Annotated in this window: 14 protein-coding genes and 1 pseudogene; 4 read left to right on the forward strand and 11 right to left on the reverse strand. The window is 56.5% G+C overall.

All coding sequences use genetic code 11. From position 1 onward, the window contains the following. Positions 1-134: 134 nt before the first annotated feature. The 6 genes and pseudogenes from M3089_RS02340 to M3089_RS02365 form a co-directional block, all read right to left on the reverse strand. Positions 135-1,301, reverse strand: coding sequence for a carboxymuconolactone decarboxylase family protein (locus M3089_RS02340; protein WP_249081526.1), 1,167 nt, complete (start codon positions 1,299-1,301; stop codon positions 135-137). Between the two features lie 371 nt (positions 1,302-1,672). Beyond that, a complete protein-coding gene (locus M3089_RS02345) occupies positions 1,673-2,347 on the reverse strand; it encodes a flavodoxin family protein (protein ID WP_249081527.1) in 675 nt (224 codons plus the stop codon). Positions 2,348-2,386: 39 nt separating this feature from the next. Next, positions 2,387-3,190 (reverse strand): flavodoxin, encoded by an 804-nt coding sequence (locus M3089_RS02350; protein WP_249081528.1) that lies wholly within the window; start codon positions 3,188-3,190, stop codon positions 2,387-2,389. A 61-nt stretch (positions 3,191-3,251) separates the two neighbouring features. Next, positions 3,252-3,791, reverse strand: a pseudogene (locus tag M3089_RS02355) (flavin reductase family protein); the annotation flags it as partial. Between the two features lie 303 nt (positions 3,792-4,094). Then, entirely contained in the window at positions 4,095-4,364 is a 270-nt protein-coding gene (locus M3089_RS02360) for a helix-turn-helix transcriptional regulator (protein WP_317236390.1), read from the reverse strand. 207 nt (positions 4,365-4,571) lie between these two features. Beyond that, a complete protein-coding gene (locus tag M3089_RS02365; RefSeq protein WP_249081531.1) occupies positions 4,572-5,093 on the reverse strand; it encodes a cupin domain-containing protein in 522 nt (173 codons plus the stop codon). 331 nt (positions 5,094-5,424) lie between these two features. On the opposite strand from M3089_RS02365, the gene M3089_RS02370 reads away from it, so the two are divergent. After that, positions 5,425-6,603: an acyltransferase family protein gene (locus M3089_RS02370; RefSeq protein WP_249081532.1), complete on the forward strand. Its 1,179-nt coding sequence runs from the start codon at positions 5,425-5,427 to the stop codon at positions 6,601-6,603. Between the two features lie 59 nt (positions 6,604-6,662). Here the strand turns inward: M3089_RS02370 and M3089_RS02375 are convergent, their stop codons facing one another. Together M3089_RS02375 and M3089_RS02380 are read right to left on the reverse strand one after the other, a co-directional pair. Continuing rightward, entirely contained in the window at positions 6,663-7,541 is an 879-nt protein-coding gene (locus M3089_RS02375) for a DMT family transporter (protein WP_249081602.1), read from the reverse strand. A gap of 129 nt (positions 7,542-7,670) precedes the next feature. Further along, positions 7,671-8,618 (reverse strand): DMT family transporter, encoded by a 948-nt coding sequence (locus M3089_RS02380; RefSeq protein WP_249081534.1) that lies wholly within the window; start codon positions 8,616-8,618, stop codon positions 7,671-7,673. Positions 8,619-9,103: 485 nt separating this feature from the next. Between M3089_RS02380 and M3089_RS02385 the strand changes: the two genes are divergently transcribed. The 3 genes from M3089_RS02385 (at position 9,104) to xpt (ending at position 12,147) form a co-directional block, all read left to right on the forward strand. Further along, on the forward strand, positions 9,104-9,988 hold the full coding sequence (locus tag M3089_RS02385; protein WP_249081536.1) for a helix-turn-helix transcriptional regulator: 885 nt from the start codon (positions 9,104-9,106) through the stop codon (positions 9,986-9,988). A 209-nt stretch (positions 9,989-10,197) separates the two neighbouring features. Further along, positions 10,198-11,421 carry an MFS transporter gene (locus M3089_RS02390; protein WP_394802238.1) on the forward strand — a complete coding sequence of 408 codons (1,224 nt, stop codon included), beginning with the start codon at positions 10,198-10,200 and terminating at the stop codon, positions 11,419-11,421. Positions 11,422-11,580: 159 nt separating this feature from the next. Further along, positions 11,581-12,147: a xanthine phosphoribosyltransferase gene (gene xpt / locus M3089_RS02395; RefSeq protein WP_205106853.1), complete on the forward strand. Its 567-nt coding sequence runs from the start codon at positions 11,581-11,583 to the stop codon at positions 12,145-12,147. A 269-nt stretch (positions 12,148-12,416) separates the two neighbouring features. Here xpt and M3089_RS02400 read toward each other — a convergent pair whose 3' ends face one another. The 3 genes from M3089_RS02400 to mutS form a co-directional block, all read right to left on the reverse strand. Beyond that, a complete protein-coding gene (locus tag M3089_RS02400) occupies positions 12,417-12,743 on the reverse strand; it encodes a hypothetical protein (RefSeq protein WP_205106851.1) in 327 nt (108 codons plus the stop codon). A 6-nt stretch (positions 12,744-12,749) separates the two neighbouring features. Continuing rightward, the gene (locus M3089_RS02405; RefSeq protein ID WP_205106849.1) at positions 12,750-13,496 is read right to left on the reverse strand and encodes a hypothetical protein; all 747 of its coding nucleotides are present in this window, start codon (positions 13,494-13,496) and stop codon (positions 12,750-12,752) included. Positions 13,497-13,631: 135 nt separating this feature from the next. After that, the gene (gene mutS, locus M3089_RS02410; protein ID WP_249081540.1) at positions 13,632-16,256 is read right to left on the reverse strand and encodes a DNA mismatch repair protein MutS; all 2,625 of its coding nucleotides are present in this window, start codon (positions 16,254-16,256) and stop codon (positions 13,632-13,634) included. Positions 16,257-17,147: the final 891 nt, after the last annotated feature.

Consider the following 17,147-nt stretch of genomic DNA (forward strand, 5'->3'; position numbering starts at 1 on the left):
CTATTTTTTACAACGGGCAGCCCCGCCGTATTGAAGCGGTGCCGCCATCATGCCAAACGGCCCGTTCCGCATTGTGGAACGGGCCGTTTGCCTGCATGCCATGGTTTCATTGGCATGTGGCCCGGGCCATTGTTTCATTTTATTTTCATATCCGGTATGAGCGGGTTTGTGTCAATCAGCTGCAGGTCTTTCACCATGTCGAGCGTTCCCTGCTTGTATTTTATGAAGTGAGGGGTTTTCAGGTGGCTCTCGTAAGCGTCGCGGTCGGCATATATCTCAAGTATGGCAATCTTGTTGGGGGCATCCTTTTCGGCCATGGCATAGAGCGTGAGCACGCCCGGTTCGACTGCCACCGACGTCTCTATTTCCTCTTTCAGCATGGCGTTGTACTCGTCTATGCGTGCCGGGTCGACCACAATCTTCGACAGTCTCACCAGTTTGGCCCCTGCTGCGGCAGTCTTTGTGTATTCCTGCCTTATGGTTTTCAGTGCCTTGATGGCCGCCGGAAACCCTATGTATGGCAGGCATTGCACTATGGCCGCGGCTACTGTTTCGGGCGAGTTGCCGGCCTTTATGTTTCCGTGGTAGTGTGATTGCAGCTGGCTGTCGGCCCCAATGACAGCGAGTATGCAGTAGCCGAGCAGTTCGCGGGTGCCTATGTCGAGCGCCCCACGGGTGTAGATGTCGCCGAAGAAATAGTCGGTGAGCATCCGTGCCACGTCGTCGCCCAAGCCGTCCGGCACTCCCTCCATCACGGCCGATATGCCTCCGCTGTACAGACTGTCCTGTATGGCCGCTCCGCGAGCGTGGCGTGTGCCTTCGGTCACGCTGGCCTGGTTTTTCAGCGGCAGGCTTATGCCTCTCTTTGCGAACACCTCGTTGACCGTGGCCACGGCGTTGAGCGTCTTTGGGAAGCCGATGAACGGTGCCGTCAGGTAGATGGCTTCGCGCAGCTCCTCGGGCGTTGCCCCGACGTTGAGTGCCGCTCCGGCGTGGGCCGTGAGCTGCGGCAGGGTTTGCATTGAGGCCAGCGTGACGCATGTTATCAGTTCGCGCTGCTTCATGGTAAGGTTGCCGGTGGCAAACACATCGCCGAAGATGAACTTCTGAAGAATGTCCATCATCTCCGGGTCGGTGCCCTTGCCGGTCAGCGCTTCGCCACCGAACAGCATGCGGTAGTTGTGGCGGCACAGTTCGGTGCGGTCGGTTTTGTTTTCATCCACATGGTCGTTTGTTGCCTGCGCATGGCCATTCGCGCCTGCCGCGAGCGCGATGGTGATGGAAAATATCGTTTTTTTCATAATTAAAATGGTTGTTTTTTTGGAGTTCATTTTTTAGGAGTCAAGGAGTTATGTTTTAGGAGTTAAGGAGTTAAAGGGAGTCAAGGAGTTAAGACAATAGCTTTTGTGTATGGCAGCTTAGCATGTTTCAATGCATTTGTTTTTATTCCATATCATTTCTTTTATATGGTTTTTATTTATTATTCTTCATCTCTTTTCATTTCCTTTAGAGCATCTTTATCCATTGTTCTCTATTCCTTTTCATTGTTTTTAGCACATTGCAAGACATTTGTCTTAACTCCTTAGCGGAACGAAGTGAAGCGATAACTCCCTTTAACTCCTTAACTCCTAAAACTTAACTCCTTTGTTTTAAAATATAGTTTTAATTTCATTCACACCCTCTTTCCCAGTTCATAGGCCTGGGCGGCATACTTGGTGTTCTTCACCGAGCCCGCCGTCCAGACGCCGGCAGCCACCACTTCGCCCACGTTTTGCCATCCGAGGTAGTCGGCCGGCGTGCGGAAGTGGGTGAGCATAGGCTCGGCCTCCTTTTCCGAAGTGTCGGCGTAGGTCATCATGAAAGCCGTTTTCTTGGGGTGGCCCTTTATCTTTCCGTTGATGTCATAGAAGCGGTCGACCACCCGTTTTATCTGTGCCGACATGCCGAAGTAATACATCGGCGTGGCAAACACCACCATGTCGGCGTCGACGATGCGCTGCCTCACCGTCTCAAAGTCGTCGTCAATCACGCATGGGCCGTCCATGCCGCATGCGTTGCAGGCCCTGCACGGCTGCACGTTGTGCATGGCACAGTCAAAACGGAACACGTTGTGCCCCTTCTCCCTTGCCCCCTTGATAAACTGTTCGGCCAGGTAGGCCGAGTTGCCGTTGCGCCTAGGGCTACCTGTAAGTACTACAATGTCCATAGCTTTGTTGTTTTTTGTGTTTTCGTTGCTCTCGCCGTTGCCTATCGCCCCGGCCAGCCCTCCGCCCAGGGCCACGCTTCCGGCCGCCATGAGCGCCTTTTTCAAGAAATCGCGTCGTTCCATGTCAATCAGTCGTTTCATTGTCGTGAAGTCTTCCTGTAGCCTCGTCCAAGGCCGTCGTCAGTCGACGGCCACCTTCACCGTGGTGGCGTTGTCGCCCAGCACCATCCTCACGGCATACACCCCCGGTGCCAGCCGGCTTATGTCGGCCGTCGTTCCGTCGGTTGACAGCACAAGCCTTCCGTCGGCGTCGTAGATGCTCAGCCTGTCGACAGGGCCGCCAACGCTCATGGTGGTGCCGTCGACCGTCAGCGAGGGCTCTGCCGCTGCCCCGGCCACAGATATGCCCGAGGTGCTGCCTATGCCCGTCTGCGCTATCCATTCGGCGTTGAGGGCGTGGCAGTTGGCCGTCTGCGACGACCTTATCCACAGGCTGGGGCTTACGAACACACCGTCGGGCACAAGCCTTCGGGCGTCGGCCTCCACCCCACTTATGCCGCTGCTGGCGCTCGACACCACCAGCGCCATTCGCTTGCCGGTCATCCGGCTGCCGTTGGCGAAGAGGAAAGTCTGCATCGGCGCGGCCATGTTGCTCCACCACAGCGGCGTGGCCACCACAATGTCGTCGTAGGCGCTGAAGTCTACGCTGACCGGGTCGATGGCCGGATACGAGTCCGGGTCGTCGGGATTGGCCCTGATGGCAGATATCAGGGCGCTGCCTATGGCATATCCGTTGGCGGCGTAGTCGAGCCCCTTCTCGGCCGGTTCAATCCTCAGCAGGTCGGCGTCAGGCAGCTGCGACTGCATGTCGGTGGCTATGGCATGTGTGTTGTTGGTGAAGCTGTAGTAAACTATGAGCGTCTTGGCTTCGGCTGCCGCCATCAGCAAGAGCATGGCGGCAAGAGTCATTGCAATCCTTTTCATGTTGTATGCGTTTACGTTGTGTTATGTTTCAGTTGTCGCCATCTGTTTCGCGGGCATACTCCCTGCCCGGAAGCGTACACCTGCATATCACGTCGCCCGTGCGCAGGTAAGAGTATCCTGGCATGTTGAAGAGCACCGGTTTCAGCCTGTTGTAGTCGGGTTTCCCCTTGTCTTCGGTCACATTTTCGTCGGCAATGGTGTGCGTCACCCTGCAGATGAAGTTGTCGAACGTGTCGGTTTCATAATTGTCGGTCACCTCGCACTCCATCACCAGCGGGCTCTCGTCGATTACGGGCGTGCCCCCCGGCCCGGTGTGGTGGGCAAACACCCCCTGCTTGTCGGTCTTCGCCCCGCTCACACACCCCACGTAGTCGGCCCTGCGGAGCATGCCCTCGTCGACCATGTTTACCGACAGCCTTTGGCTGTCTTTCACCATTTGGTTGGTGTGGTGGGCCTTGTGCATGCTCACCATCAGCCTGTCGTGACCAATGATGCCCACGTGGGCCACCATGAGCCAGTTGACCTTGCCATTCGATTCGGCCCCCACCACAGTTGCCGGCATGGGGTATAGCGCCAGCAGCGGTCCCAAGTCTTTCTTCATATCCGTATTGTTTTTTAGTAGGTTGCTTTACGGTTGCAAAGTTATAACAATCCGGCCTTGGTGCTTGTACCCAAGTTACTGCGATTATGAACATTTTGACTGATTGTGCGCATGGCTCTCCCTGACTGCCGTCCCGGTCAACATGCCGTACAGGCTGTTCTGCGGGGCGTTTGCAATACGGCCCGTATGGCAATCCCATACGGGCCGTATCGGGCGCTGGAACAGGCCGTTTCGCAATGCAAGACGATAGCTCTTGCAGATGGCTGCCTGCCGCCGCCTGCCGCTGCGCTGCCGCCGGAGGCCTCAGTGGCAGGGCTCGCGCCTGCGGTATTCTTTCGGCGTGATGCCTTCGGTGCGCTTGAAGAGCCTGGAAAAGTAAGGCACATCGTTGAATCCGCTGAGGAAGCACACCTGTTGTATGGGCAGGTCTTTGCGCCTGAGCAGGTTTTTTGCCACGCTGAAGCGCCGTGCGTTGACAGCCTCGATGAGCGTCTTTCCGGTGTGGCGGCGGAAGAAGGTGCACACGGCCGAGCGGTTCATGCCCGCGTGTGCGGCAATGTCGCCTATGGTGATGTTGCGGTTGTAAGTAGCTGTTCAAAATTAACCAATACAATAGACCTTGCAGGTGTCCTTTATATCTTTGCCACCATCTTGTGTGCTCTTTCGGGCCGCATACCAAAGTCTCATCGGTCGCGTAGCCCGCAACGCTCTCTCTTCGGACTTTGGCATGCATCTCCGAAATAGCGCACAATTTGATGGCAATTAATTTTGAACACCTACTTAGTTGCAGTTTATGTAGACCCTGATGCGGCCCAGGCGCTGTTCCACGTCGTCGGCCATCCTGCCCACGCTTCTCTTGCCGTCGTTGCCGGCAATGGCCAAGAGCATCTGCTGGAAGGCCACCATGCGCTGCGCGTCGGCCATCTGCGCCATTTGCGCCATCAGCGCCGACAGCGTGGCGAGCGCCCTGCCGCCGAATGCCACCGTGTCGGGGGTGCCGGTGGCCAGCCTCACCACCTCGGCCATGCCGTCGGACAGGCCCGATATGCGCTCAAGCAGACTGTTGCTGAAAAACAGGCTCATGCACTCTATCTCGCTGTAGCTGCTGTCGAAGGCCCAGCAGTGGGGCATGTCGGGTTGCACCATCACCACCTCGCCGGGGCCGAACGATTCGCACACCGTGACCATGGTGCGCATGCCGCTGCCGCGCACCACGTAGGATATTTCCCACTCGGGGTGTTCGTGCAGCCCTATCTGCTCGTCGGGGCGCACAGCCATGTGTATGAAGCCGAACTCTTTCATGTGATGTGTAAAGATAAGTATTATAGCGTGAAAGGCAAGCAAATATATGGCAATAATTAAAAACGATAGAGCAAATACAGTAAGTAGCTGTTCAAAATTAACCGATACAATAGACCTTGCTGGTGTCCTCCATATCTTTGCCACCATCTTGTGTGCTCTTTCGGGCCGCATACCAAAGTCTCATCGGTCGCGTAGCCCGCTACGCTCTCTCTTCGGACTTTGGCATGCATCTCCGAAATAGCGCACAATTTGATGGCAATTAATTTTGAACACCTACTTACAACTGCGCCCGTTAACTTTGCAGCGCCAATCTTACTAAACGTCAAAAGCGATGAACAAGAGCGTATATCTGTCATCGAAGCCCCGCTACGAGATTCTCGACGGGCTGCGCGGGGTGGCCGCCGTGCTTGTGGTGGCCTACCATATATTGGAAAATTACTTCGGTCTGGGCGCCGCCCACCCGCTGAACCACGGTTACCTGACGGTTGATTTCTTCTTCATACTCTCCGGGTTCGTCATCGGCTACGCCTACGACGACCGCTGGGACCGCATGTCCGTGTGGGCCTTCTTCAAGCGCAGGCTTGTCAGTCTGCACCCCATGGTGGTGTTCGGCACGTTCTTCGGCACCCTGATGCTCTATTTCCAAGAGTGCCCCGAGTTTCCCAATGTGGCCACGGCAGAGTGGTGGGCGGTGCTGCTGGCCATGCTTTGGTCGTTTACCATGATACCCATACCGAATTCGCTCGACGTGCGCGGCTGGGGAGAGACCAACCCAATGAACAACCCTATATGGTCGTTGCAGTGGGAATATGTGGCCAACATACTCTATGCGCTGGTGTTGCGCAGGTTGCCAAAGTCCGTCTTGGCGCTGCTGGCGGCCGTTTGCGGCGTTTTCACCGTGCTTCTATGCCTGCAGGTCGACGTGTTCGGGTTTCTTGCCACGCGCGCCGAGGTGATGCGCCACACCGTCATTGGCGGCTGGGGGCTCAGTGCCGAGCATCTGCAGGTGGGGCTCACCCGGCTGCTCACGCCCTTCCTGTGCGGGCTGCTGCTCTCGCGCCTCGGCTGCAGGGTGCGCCTACGTGGCGGTTTCTGGTGGTGCTCGCTCGCCCTGGCAGTCCTCACGGCGGTGCCGCGGCTGGGCGGCGGCGGTGCCCCGTGGCTCAACGGGCTGTTTGATGCTGCCGCCATTCTGGTTGTATTCCCGCTCATCGTGGCCGCCGGTGCAGGCAGCAGCGTTGCCGGCAGTAGGTCGACGGCTGTCTGCCGCATTATCGGCGAACTGTCTTACCCACTCTATCTCACCCACTATCCCTACGCCATGCTACACAAGCATTGGATAGCCAACCATCCCGACGCGCCGGCCTCCACACATGCCTTTGTCTCGTTGTGCGTGTTTGCGATGGCCCTGATGACGGCATACGCCACGAGCCGGCTCTACGACCAGCCCGTGAGACGGTGGCTCCGCTCGCGCCTTTACAGCCGCCAGGAGGGCGGTGCCGGTTTGTGAGCAGTGGGCAGCCTTGCCCCGGCAGCAGCGTGCAGGCCGCCTTGGGGCCCGTTGCGCCCCTACCCCGCCGTCTGGCCGCGGCGCCTGGCGGCGCGCATGGTCTGCAGCACCACGCTGAGCACCACCATGGCAATGCCCGCGTAGAACGATGCGTTGAGCTCCTTGGACTCGCCGAAAAACACAAAGGCAATGATGATGGTGTAGCAAGGCTCAAGGTTGTAGGTAAGGTTGACGGTGAAGGCCGACAGCCGTTTGAGGGCCATTATCTGCAGAAGGTAAAGCCCCACGGTGCAGAACAGCGCGTGGCATAGCATCCACCACAGGTTGCCGCCCTCGGGCACTACCGCCACAGGGCCCTCGGCGGGGAATGCCATGAGGTAAACGGGTATGACGGCCGAGGTTCCCACCAGTCCGCCGCACATCTGGTACATGAGCATGGTGCGCGACTTCACCCCCTCGCCCACTTTCTTGTTGAGTATGGCATAGAGCGAGCACATGGCCGCCGAGGCCACCCCAATCATGATGCCGTAGCGGTAGCGCGTGTCGAACGAGAAGATGCAAAGCAGCCCTCCCACCGTGATGAGCGACAGGGCCAGCTCGGCCCACGACACGCGGCGGCGGAAGATGGCCGGCTCGAAGATGGCCGTGAAGAAGCTCATGAGCGCTATGCACACCACGCCGATGGATATGTTGCTGGCCTTTATCGAGCCGTAGAACAGCATCCAGTGCAGCCCCAGCAGCGTGCCGCAGCCGGCTATCTGCAGAAACTTGCGCCACCCCACCCGCGGAAAGCCCACAAACACCATCAGTATGAGCGACGAGAAGAGCATCCGGTACCATACTATGTCGACCTCGTTGAGTGTTATCAGCTTGCCGAACAGGCCCGTGAATCCGGCCAGCATCACGCTAAGGTGCAGCCAGGCGAAAGCCTGGCGCATGTCTTTCTTTGATTCCATAAAACGACTGTTGCCTTGTTTCGGGCTGCAAAATTAATAATATTCCGCGACAGCGGCCACTTTGCGGCCACCTATTTTCATGTCAGGCAGGGAGGGCCGGGCCTGCGGCCGTCAGCTTTCACCTGTGCCTTGGGCCATCCTTTCGGCGTGTGCCTCGAGCTCGGCCCGGCTCTTGCTCTGCGTCACCATGTACACCCCGAGAAACACGAGGGCTATGGCCATCACCTTGACTATGTTGAACGACGAGGTGCCCCAGTAGAACACCACGATGCCCGTGGCCACAATGGGCTGCACATAGCAGTACATGCTGGCCACCGTGGGGCGCAGGTGCTTCTGCCCCACGGGCGAGAGCAGGTAGCATACAAACGTTGCCCCGACAACGATGAAGGCCAGGGCTGCCAGCAGGCCGGCGCCCATGCCGCCCCACTCGAGCGCAGCCAGGTCGGTGTATGAGAAGGGTATGGTGCATATCGACGAGTATGTGAACATCCACTTCATGAGCGTTACGGGCGAGTAACGGCTTATGAGGCCCTTGAATACCACCAGGTATGACGCGAAGCACACCTCGGCCGCTATGCATATAATGTCGCCCCAAACGTTGCCGTCTTGCGCCGTCGCCGAGCCGCCGTTGCTCACTATGAGCATCAGTGCGCCCACGGCGCCCATGAAGATGCCCGTAACCTTCTTGGCCGTGACGGGCTCCCTGAGGTAGAAGGCGGCTATGACCATGGTGAAGATGGGCGTGCTCGTGGATATGATGGAGGCGTCGACGGGCGACGTGAGGCCCAGCCCAACGGTGTAGACGCCCTGGTTGAACACTATGCCGAGCGGCGCGGCGAAGAACAGACGGAGCAGGTCGTGGTGGTCTACGTGCTCGGGCTTGGCAAAGAGCGAGGCCGCCCAGAACAGCGCAGCGGCCCCTATGATGCGGATGTTGACAAGCAGCACCGGAGTGATGGCGCTGCCCAGGAACACAAATTTGGTGACGGGCGACATCAGGCCCCACATGAAATTGGCGGCGAACATGGCGCCGTGACCCTTCAGTTCGTTTCTTGCCATATTGTAAGTAGTTGTTCAAAATTAACCGATACAATAGACCTTGCAGGTGTCCTCTATGTCTTTGCCACCATCTTGTGTTCTCTTTCGGGCCGCATACCAAAGTCTCATCGGTCGCGTAGCCCGCTACGCTCTCTCTTCGGACTTTGGCATGCATCGCCGAAATAGCGCACAATTTGATGGCAATTGATTTTGAACAACTACTTAGTCTTTGTTAACCACAAATCGCTCATTACCCCGACGTGGCCGTGCTTTTGTTGCTTTTGGCGGCTTTACAAGCGCTTGCGTCATGTTGTGGACAGTTTTACGTGAGCTTTGCCTCGGCGTGGCGGGCTCTTCCACAGTCAAAGGCGGCGGCCTGTATGCGCCGCAACAGCGCTGAGTCACTTAGGCCTCTGATAGCCGGTAGGAGTTAAAACGGCGCAAAATTACGCATAATGCAATGCCTGTTGTTGTATAAATCAGACTATGTTTTGTATCTTTGCGCCATGAAACAAGAAAACCTTTTCATGCCGTTCGAGGTGAGGGTGCGCCATTACGACAGGTTTCCCACTGCCGAGCACCAGCACTCTTTCTTCGAGCTTTGCTACATAGCGTCGGGCAGCGGCGAGTTTGTGTCGGGCAGGCGGCGCTGCAACTTCGGCCGCGGGTCGGTGTTCTTCGTTAGGCCTTACACCAACCACACCTACCGTCTTGACGGCATGTGCGACATCATCTACGTGCAACTGTCCGACCAATACATAGTCCGCGCCCTCAGCGCGGCCGAGAAAGAGAGCCTGGAGGCCTGTCCGTCGCCCGACATGTCGGCGCTTGTGAGCCCTGCCGACGCCCGCCGCCTGGCCCTGGTGATGGAGTGTCTGGGCAGCGAATGCACAGCGCCGTCGTATGGCACGCAGCGCATAGCCTCGTGCCTGATAGACAGCGTGCTGGCCATCTGTGCCCGCAGCGCGAGGCAGGTGGCCGGCGAGGCGCTGCGTCAGGCCGACTCGGAGAGCAAGATGATGGCCATGCTGCAGTTCATAAGGCTTCATCTCGACAATCCCGACATGCTCAGGGCCGCCAGCCTTGGCAGCAGGTTCAACCTGGCCGCGAGCTATATAGGCAAGTTCTTCAAGGCCCACGCGGGCGAGAGCCTGAGCCGGTATGTGGCCCAATGCCGCGTGAGGGCCGTCGAGGAGCTGCTCGCCCACACCGACCTTCGCGTGGGTGAGATAACGCTCAAGACGGGTTTCACCGACGACAGCCACCTGACGCACACCTTCAAGCGGGCCACGGGGCTCACCCCGATGGAATACAGGAGGCGGCTGTATGCCTCGCCCTCGGCCGTAGGCGTTGCCGGGGCCCGCGGCGGCGGGTCCGCCGGGCAGCGTTGACGGCGGCGGCGTGACTTTATGCCTGGCGCTGCCACGGCCTTCATTTTGGCAGTGGCATTGTCCTTGTATGGATTATTTTTAGTAACTTTGCCACAGCCATCGGCCCGCGGCCCGGCCCAGAGCCGGCCGGCAAAGGCCCGCGGCATGGTGGCGTGGCCGCGCAAGCAATGCGCCTGCGGGCACAGGATAAAGCAAGAAAAGAGTGAATGATGACAAACAGACTGGTAAAAACAATGAATGGCCGGCAGCGCTCTGCTGAGGGAACGGCCTATGCAATACTGTTCACCATAGGCACGTGCCACCTGCTGAACGACATGATACAGTCGGTCATACCGGCCCTCTACCCGTTGCTCAAAGACAAGTATGGATTCACTTTCGCCCAGATAGGCATCATAACGCTGGTGTTCCAGACAACCTCGTCGGTGCTCCAGCCCTTCGTCGGGCAGTATGCCGACCGCCACCCGCAGCCCTATTCGCTCGCGGCGGGCATGTGCTTCACCCTCTTGGGGCTCGTGGCGCTGGCCTTCGCACCGGGTTTTGCGCCCATACTGCTGTCGGTGGCGCTCATAGGATGCGGCTCGTCGGTGTTCCATCCCGAGGCGTCGCGCGTGGCGCAGATGGCCTCCGGCGGCCGCAAGAGCCTGGCTCAGTCAATCTTCCAGGTGGGTGGCAACGGCGGCAGCGCCGTAGGCCCGCTGCTCACGGCGCTGATAGTGATACCCTTCGGGCAGCATGCCGTGGGCTGGTTTGCGCTGGCCGCCCTGGTGGCCGTGGCGCTGCTGGTGCGCATAGGCCGCTGGTATGCGGGCATGATTGCCGCCATCAGGAGCCGACGGGCGCAGAGGGCGGCAGCCGCGGGCACGCTGCCTAAGGCCACGGTGCGCGCGGCCATGGGCATACTCGTGCTGATGATATTCTCGAAATACTTCTTCAACGCCTGCATGACGAGCTATTTCACGTTCTATCTCATCGACAAGTTCGGGGTCAGCGTGCAGCAGTCGCAGTACTGCCTGTTTGCATATCTCGCGGCGTTTGCGGCCGGAACGCTTCTCGGGGGCTTCATGGGCGACCGCTACGGGCGCAAGTATGTCATACTGTTCTCCATTCTCGGGGCCGCCCCCTTCACCCTGGCCATGCCCTACACTGGCCTCGGCTGGACCATATTCATGGCCGTGATGTCGGGCCTTGTCATTGCTTCGGCCTTCTCGGCCATTGTGGTCTACGCCACCGACCTGATGCCCGACAAGGTGGGAATGGTGGCCGGCATCTTCTTCGGGCTTATGTTCGGCCTCGGAGGCATAGGCTCGGCGTTCTTCGGATGGCTGGCCGACGCCACGAGCATCGACTACATATTCAAGGTGAGCACGTGGCTGCCGCTGATGGGCGTGATAGCTTTCTTCCTGCCCGACGTCAGGCCCGGCAGGGCGGCGTGACGGGCATGGGTAGCCCATGAGCGTCGGCGGACGGCCGAAAAAGACCGGCACGGGGCCACTTTATCTGCCGGAGCATGGCTCTGTCTCGGTTATTTTGCTTACCTTTGCCATTCGCAAGGCAGCCTGGAAAGGCGTAAACCAAACAACGACAGTAAAGAAATGGAACTTCTAAAGCAGCGCATTTTGCAGGATGGAAAATGCTACCCGGGGGGCATACTCAAGGTTGACAGCTTCATAAACCACCAGATGGACCCTAACCTCATGATGGAACTGGCCCGAGAGATGGTCAGGATATTCGGCCGGAGGCCCATCAACAAGATTGTGACCATAGAGGCCAGCGGCATAGCCCCGGCCATACTCACGGGCTACCTGATGCAGCTCCCGGTGGTGTTCATAAAGAAAAAGCAGCCCAAGACGATGGACAGGATGCTCTCGGCCGTGGTGCACTCGTTTACCAAAGACCGCGACTACACCGTCTGCATCAGCGCCGACTTCCTCACACCGGCCGACCGCGTGCTCTTCATCGACGACTTCCTGGCCAACGGCAACGCCGCCAAGGGCGTAATCGACCTTTGCGCCCAGGCCGGCGCAAAGATTGAGGCAATGGCCTTCCTCATCGAGAAGGCCTTCCAGCACGGCGGCGACTACCTGCGCTCGGCAGGCGTAGACTACACCGCCCTGGCCACCGTCACAAGCCTCGACGACTGCAAGATTGAGCTGGAGTGAATGATGTTTATTGTTTGAATAGTCTCCAAAAATAAACGCAATGCGTAACGTTAATTTTCAACACCACGCATTGCGTTTATCAATAAAGTATGCTTTATATATTTATAAAACCATCCTGCCTCGAAAATTTAACCCAATCTGGTGGTGTTTTTATGTTTCCTTGCCCATATTACATATACTATATTGAAAGTAAAGAAACAGTATGGTATACTTAAGGGTAGAGTTATCTGGTAGACTTATTGCTATTTTGGACGTTAATGTCACATCTGTCAGGATTTCACAACGCGCTTTATCTTTTTTAGAATGTAATCGTCAATGCCTTTGCATTCATCGGTATGCTTTTCGGCATACCCATTCAAATATGACATAGTATCCTTTATATCTTGCAAAATTTCAGGCTTCAATATGGCATAGCAACGCATGTGTGATTCTTTAAAACCGTTTTGTTCTATCCATTCATTGTTTTTATAAAGATTAGCTAATGCCTCCTCTCTTGTATCACCGTCTTCGATGCCTAATACTTGCAGGCTTTCAAGTTCTTCACCACGGGGCGATATTGTATAGCCCTCGTCTGTATAGAATATGTATCTGCTCATGAGCATTTAAAGTATAAAGCCAAATGATTGCTTCTCTAACTCCATTTCATATTGCTTGACAAGGGCATCGTAACTTAGAAAAGCCACCCTTTTATCCATGCGCAGCTCATCGAAAGCATGAAAACGCATCTTTGCTTCAAATTCAGGCTTCCGGTTTATGTCGGCAACAATGACCATCCTTGCATGAAAATCCTGTAAGTCATTGAACTTTAACAAGGAATTCTGAATGTCTGTAGAATGCTCTATCTCAAAGAAAGAGTGCGGCATGTTGCGGTTGTTGAACCATATTGCATCTATGGTGGCACTGCGTTTAGTGAATTGTGGGTATGAATAAGGCGGTTGCTCGCTTAGCGTGGACAGCTCTTGCAGCCTTTTTCCATTGTAGAACTTCTTGTTTTTGTCTTGTTTGGGGATAAAGGTTTGCATGTTATGGTATTTCCCTATAATCAGCAGAATGCCTTGATAGTATGAATGATTAAACAGGGTGACGTCTTCCGCATTTTTGTTTTTATCTGTCTCCACCACCATTCCCCTTTCTTCTATCTGCTTTCTGTATTTCTCAAGCCCGTACAACCCGGGCCTAATCTTGTATATTCCATTTGTTGTTTGAACTATGCGGCGGATGCTTGCAAATGGCGTCTTGGTATTCCATTTGCAATCTTTTATCTTGAAAACCTCTCTGTTCAGTTCGCCTAAGGTGGCAACTCCTCCGAGTCTTTCGATAGTCTCTATTACAGCCTCGTATTGTTTCATGAATCCATATTTTGTGTATAATGGTCATTAAATACCTGTCTATAGCATTGAAACAGCCATGTGTGCCAACCCATTTTATGAAAGGTTTGGCTTTGGTCATTATGTTTTGTATGCTTTTATGAATGTTGCTCCACCCTACTTTCCCCCTACTATCTTCTTTATCTCGTTGAGTTTGTTGAGTGCCTCGACCGGGGTGAGGTTGTTGATGTCGAGGCCCAGTATCTCGTCGCGCACCTGGCAGAGCACGGGGTCGTCGAGTTGGAAGAAGCTCAGCTGCATGCCCTCGCGGCTGCCGGCCAGGTTGGCTATGGGCTTGCCGGCCGAGCCTACCTGCGCATTGTCGGCTTCGAGCTGCTTGAGTATCACGTTTGCGCGTTTCACTATGCTGCGGGGCATGCCCGCTATCTCGGCCACGTGTATGCCGAACGAGTGCTCCGAGCCGCCGCGTTGCAGTTTCCTAAGGAATATCACCTTGCCGTCTTGTTCCTTCACGCTCACGTTGTAGTTCTTGATGCGCTTGAAGTTTTTCTCCATCTCGTTCAGTTCGTGGTAGTGTGTGGCAAAGAGCGTGCGTGCCCTTGCCCTTGGTTGCTCGTGCAGGTATTCCACTATGGCCCACGCTATGGATATGCCGTCGTAGGTGCTCGTGCCCCGTCCCAGTTCGTCGAAGAGCACGAGCGAGCGCGGCGACACGTTGTTGAGTATGTTTGAGGCCTCGGTCATCTCGACCATGAAGGTGGATTCGCCGAGCGATATGTTGTCGCTGGCCCCCACGCGGGTGAATATCTTGTCCACCAGGCCTATTTTCGCGCTCTCTGCGGGCACGAAGCAGCCCGTCTGGGCCAGCAGCACTATGAGGGCGGTTTGGCGCAGCAGGGCCGACTTTCCGGCCATGTTGGGGCCTGTTATTATCATTATCTGCTGCTGCTCGGCGTCGAGCCTTATGTCGTTGGGCACGTAGCTCTCGCCCGGCGGCAGCTGTGTCTCTATCACGGGGTGGCGCCCCTGCCTGATGTCTATCACGTCCGACGAGTCTACCTGCGGGCGCACGTAGCGGTGTTCCTCGGCCGTCTTGGCGAAGGAGAGCAGGCAGTCGAGCCTGGCCAGCAGGTTGGCGTTGATTTGTATCTGTGGTATGAACTCCTGCATGGCCATCACCAGTTCGCCGAAGAGCCTGGCCTCGAGTGCCAGTATCTTGTCTTCGGCCCCGAGTATCTTGTCTTCATACTCCTTGAGTTCCTGCGTTATGTACCTCTCGGCGTTGGCCAGCGTCTGCTTTCTCACCCAGTCGGCCGGCACCTTGTCCTTGTATGTGTTGCGCACTTCGAGGTAATAGCCGAACACGTTGTTGTATCCTATCTTCAGGCTGGCTATTCCCGTGAGCTCTGTCTCGCGCTCCTGTATGCGCATCAGGTAGTCCTTGCCGCTGTAGGCTATGTTGCGCAGCTCGTCTAGCTCGGCGTTAACGCCTGCGTTTATCACCCCTCCCTTGGCCACGAGCTGTGGCGGGTCGGCCGTTATCTCGCGCTCTATGCGCTGCCGTATCGACTCGCACAGGTTGAGTTGCTCGCCCACCCGCTTCAGCGCCTCGTTGTCTGCCGTTGCGCAGGCGGCCTTGATGGGCGCCACGGCCTGCAGCGCCACCTTGAGCTGGGCCACCTCGCGGGGCGACACGCGGCCCACGGCCACCTTCGATATGATGCGCTCCAGGTCGCCCACGCGGTGCAGCTGCTCGTCGACGCAGCCGCGGAAGTCGGGCCGACGGAAGAAATACTCCACCACGTCGAGCCGCTCCTGTATGGGTTTCTCGTTTTTCAGGGGGAACACCACCCACCGCCTGAGCATTCGCCCGCCCATGGGCGACACGGTGCGGTCTATCACGTCGAGCAGCGATGAGCCGTCTTCCTGCATGGGGCTGAGCAGTTCGAGGCTGCGCACGGTAAACTTGTCGAGCCTCACGTAGCGCTCTTCCTCTATGCGCGCCAGCGACGTTATGTGGCCTATGTGTGTGTGCTGCGTCATCTCGAGGTACTGCAGTATGGCGCCGCTGGCCACCACCCCGTTGTGCATGTGGTCTACGCCGAATCCCTTCAGGTTTTTCACGCCGAAGTGGCGCAGCAGTTTCTGCCGTGCCGTCTGCTCGGTGAACACCCAGTCGTCGAGCTCGAAGGTGAAGTATTTTGTGCCGAAGTGGCGCTCGAAGTCTGGCTTGTGGCCCCGCTCGTGCAGCACCTCCTTTGGCGAGAAGTTGCCCAGCAGCTTCTCCACATAGTCGGCGGTGCCCTCTCCCGTGAGGAATTCGCCTGTCGATATGTCGAGGAAAGCCACTCCGCAGGCGGCCCTGCCGAAGTGCACGGCGGCCAGGAAGTTGTTTTCCTTGTAGTTAAGCACGTTGTCGGTCATGGCCACCCCGGGCGTCACCAGTTCGGTGATGCCCCGCTTCACGAGCTTCTTTGTGAGCTTCGGGTCTTCCAGCTGGTCGCATATTGCCACGCGCTTGCCGGCCCTTACCAGCTTGGGCAGGTAGGTGTCGAGGGCGTGGTGCGGAAATCCGGCCATCTCTGTCTCCGTCCTTCCCCCTGCCCCGTTGCCCCTCCTGGTGAGCGTTATGCCGAGTATGCGCGATGCCGTCACGGCGTCTTCGCAGTAGGTCTCGTAGAAGTCGCCGCAGCGGAAGAGCAGCACTGCGTCGGGATGCTTCGCCTTGAGGTCGAAGAATTGTTTCATCATCGGCGTGAGCTCGTTGTTTTTCTTAGCCATTGTCGATATGTTTTTTTCTTTTCATAATCAGCCCGCCCCACCCTTTGGCCTCTGCGGCCGTGGTGGCTCTGTGCCTTTACTTTCACTGCAAAGTTACGCCAAAAGGATTGAAAAACAAAGGGCGTCGGTGTTTTTTTGTTGTTTGCCCGGGCTGTGGCGTGCCCTTGTCGGCGGTGTCTCTGTAGGTTCGGCGGCGGACCTGGCGTGCGACGGGGACTGTTTGGGAGTGCCGTATGTGCCGTTTTGCGGGGCGAAATGGGCCGTTTGGCACACCCGGACGGCACGTCTTTCCATCTGCCTGTGCTTCAGGCAGATGCAATCAGGGCGTCGGGGCTTGTGGCAAGCGCATCGGGTGGCTCACCAGATAAATCCAGGGGCTCTTTAGTAGTTAAGAAGTTGTTTTAGGGAGTTAAGGAGTTAGGGGGAGTAAAGGAGTTAAGAAAATAGTTTTTCTTGCTATACTTATGGAGTTAAATGAAGTTAGGGGAGTTATATGGAGTTAGATGACAATAGCACAGACTGCCTTCCTGCAACGCGTTCCCCATGCTCCTAGGACACCCATGTTTCCAAATCTATTGTCTTAACTCCTTTACTCCCCCTAACTCCTTGACACCAAAATAAATCCTAAACTATTGTCTATACTCCTGAACTCCTGTACTCCTGAGCTCCCACTAATATGAAATCTATAGTCTTAACTCCTTAACTTCCTAACTCCTTAGCACCAAAATATATCCTAAACTATTGTCTGTACTCCTGAACTCCTGTACTCCTGAACTCCCACGAATATGAAAACTATAGTCTTAACCCCTAAAAAGCCCTGCATTTATCTGGTGGGCCCGCATACGAAAGGTGCGCAACCTTTCGGCTGCGCACCCTTGTCTTTGTTGTCTG

Source organism: Marseilla massiliensis (assembly GCF_023336985.1).
GTDB classification, from domain to species: domain Bacteria; phylum Bacteroidota; class Bacteroidia; order Bacteroidales; family Bacteroidaceae; genus Prevotella; species Prevotella intestinigallinarum.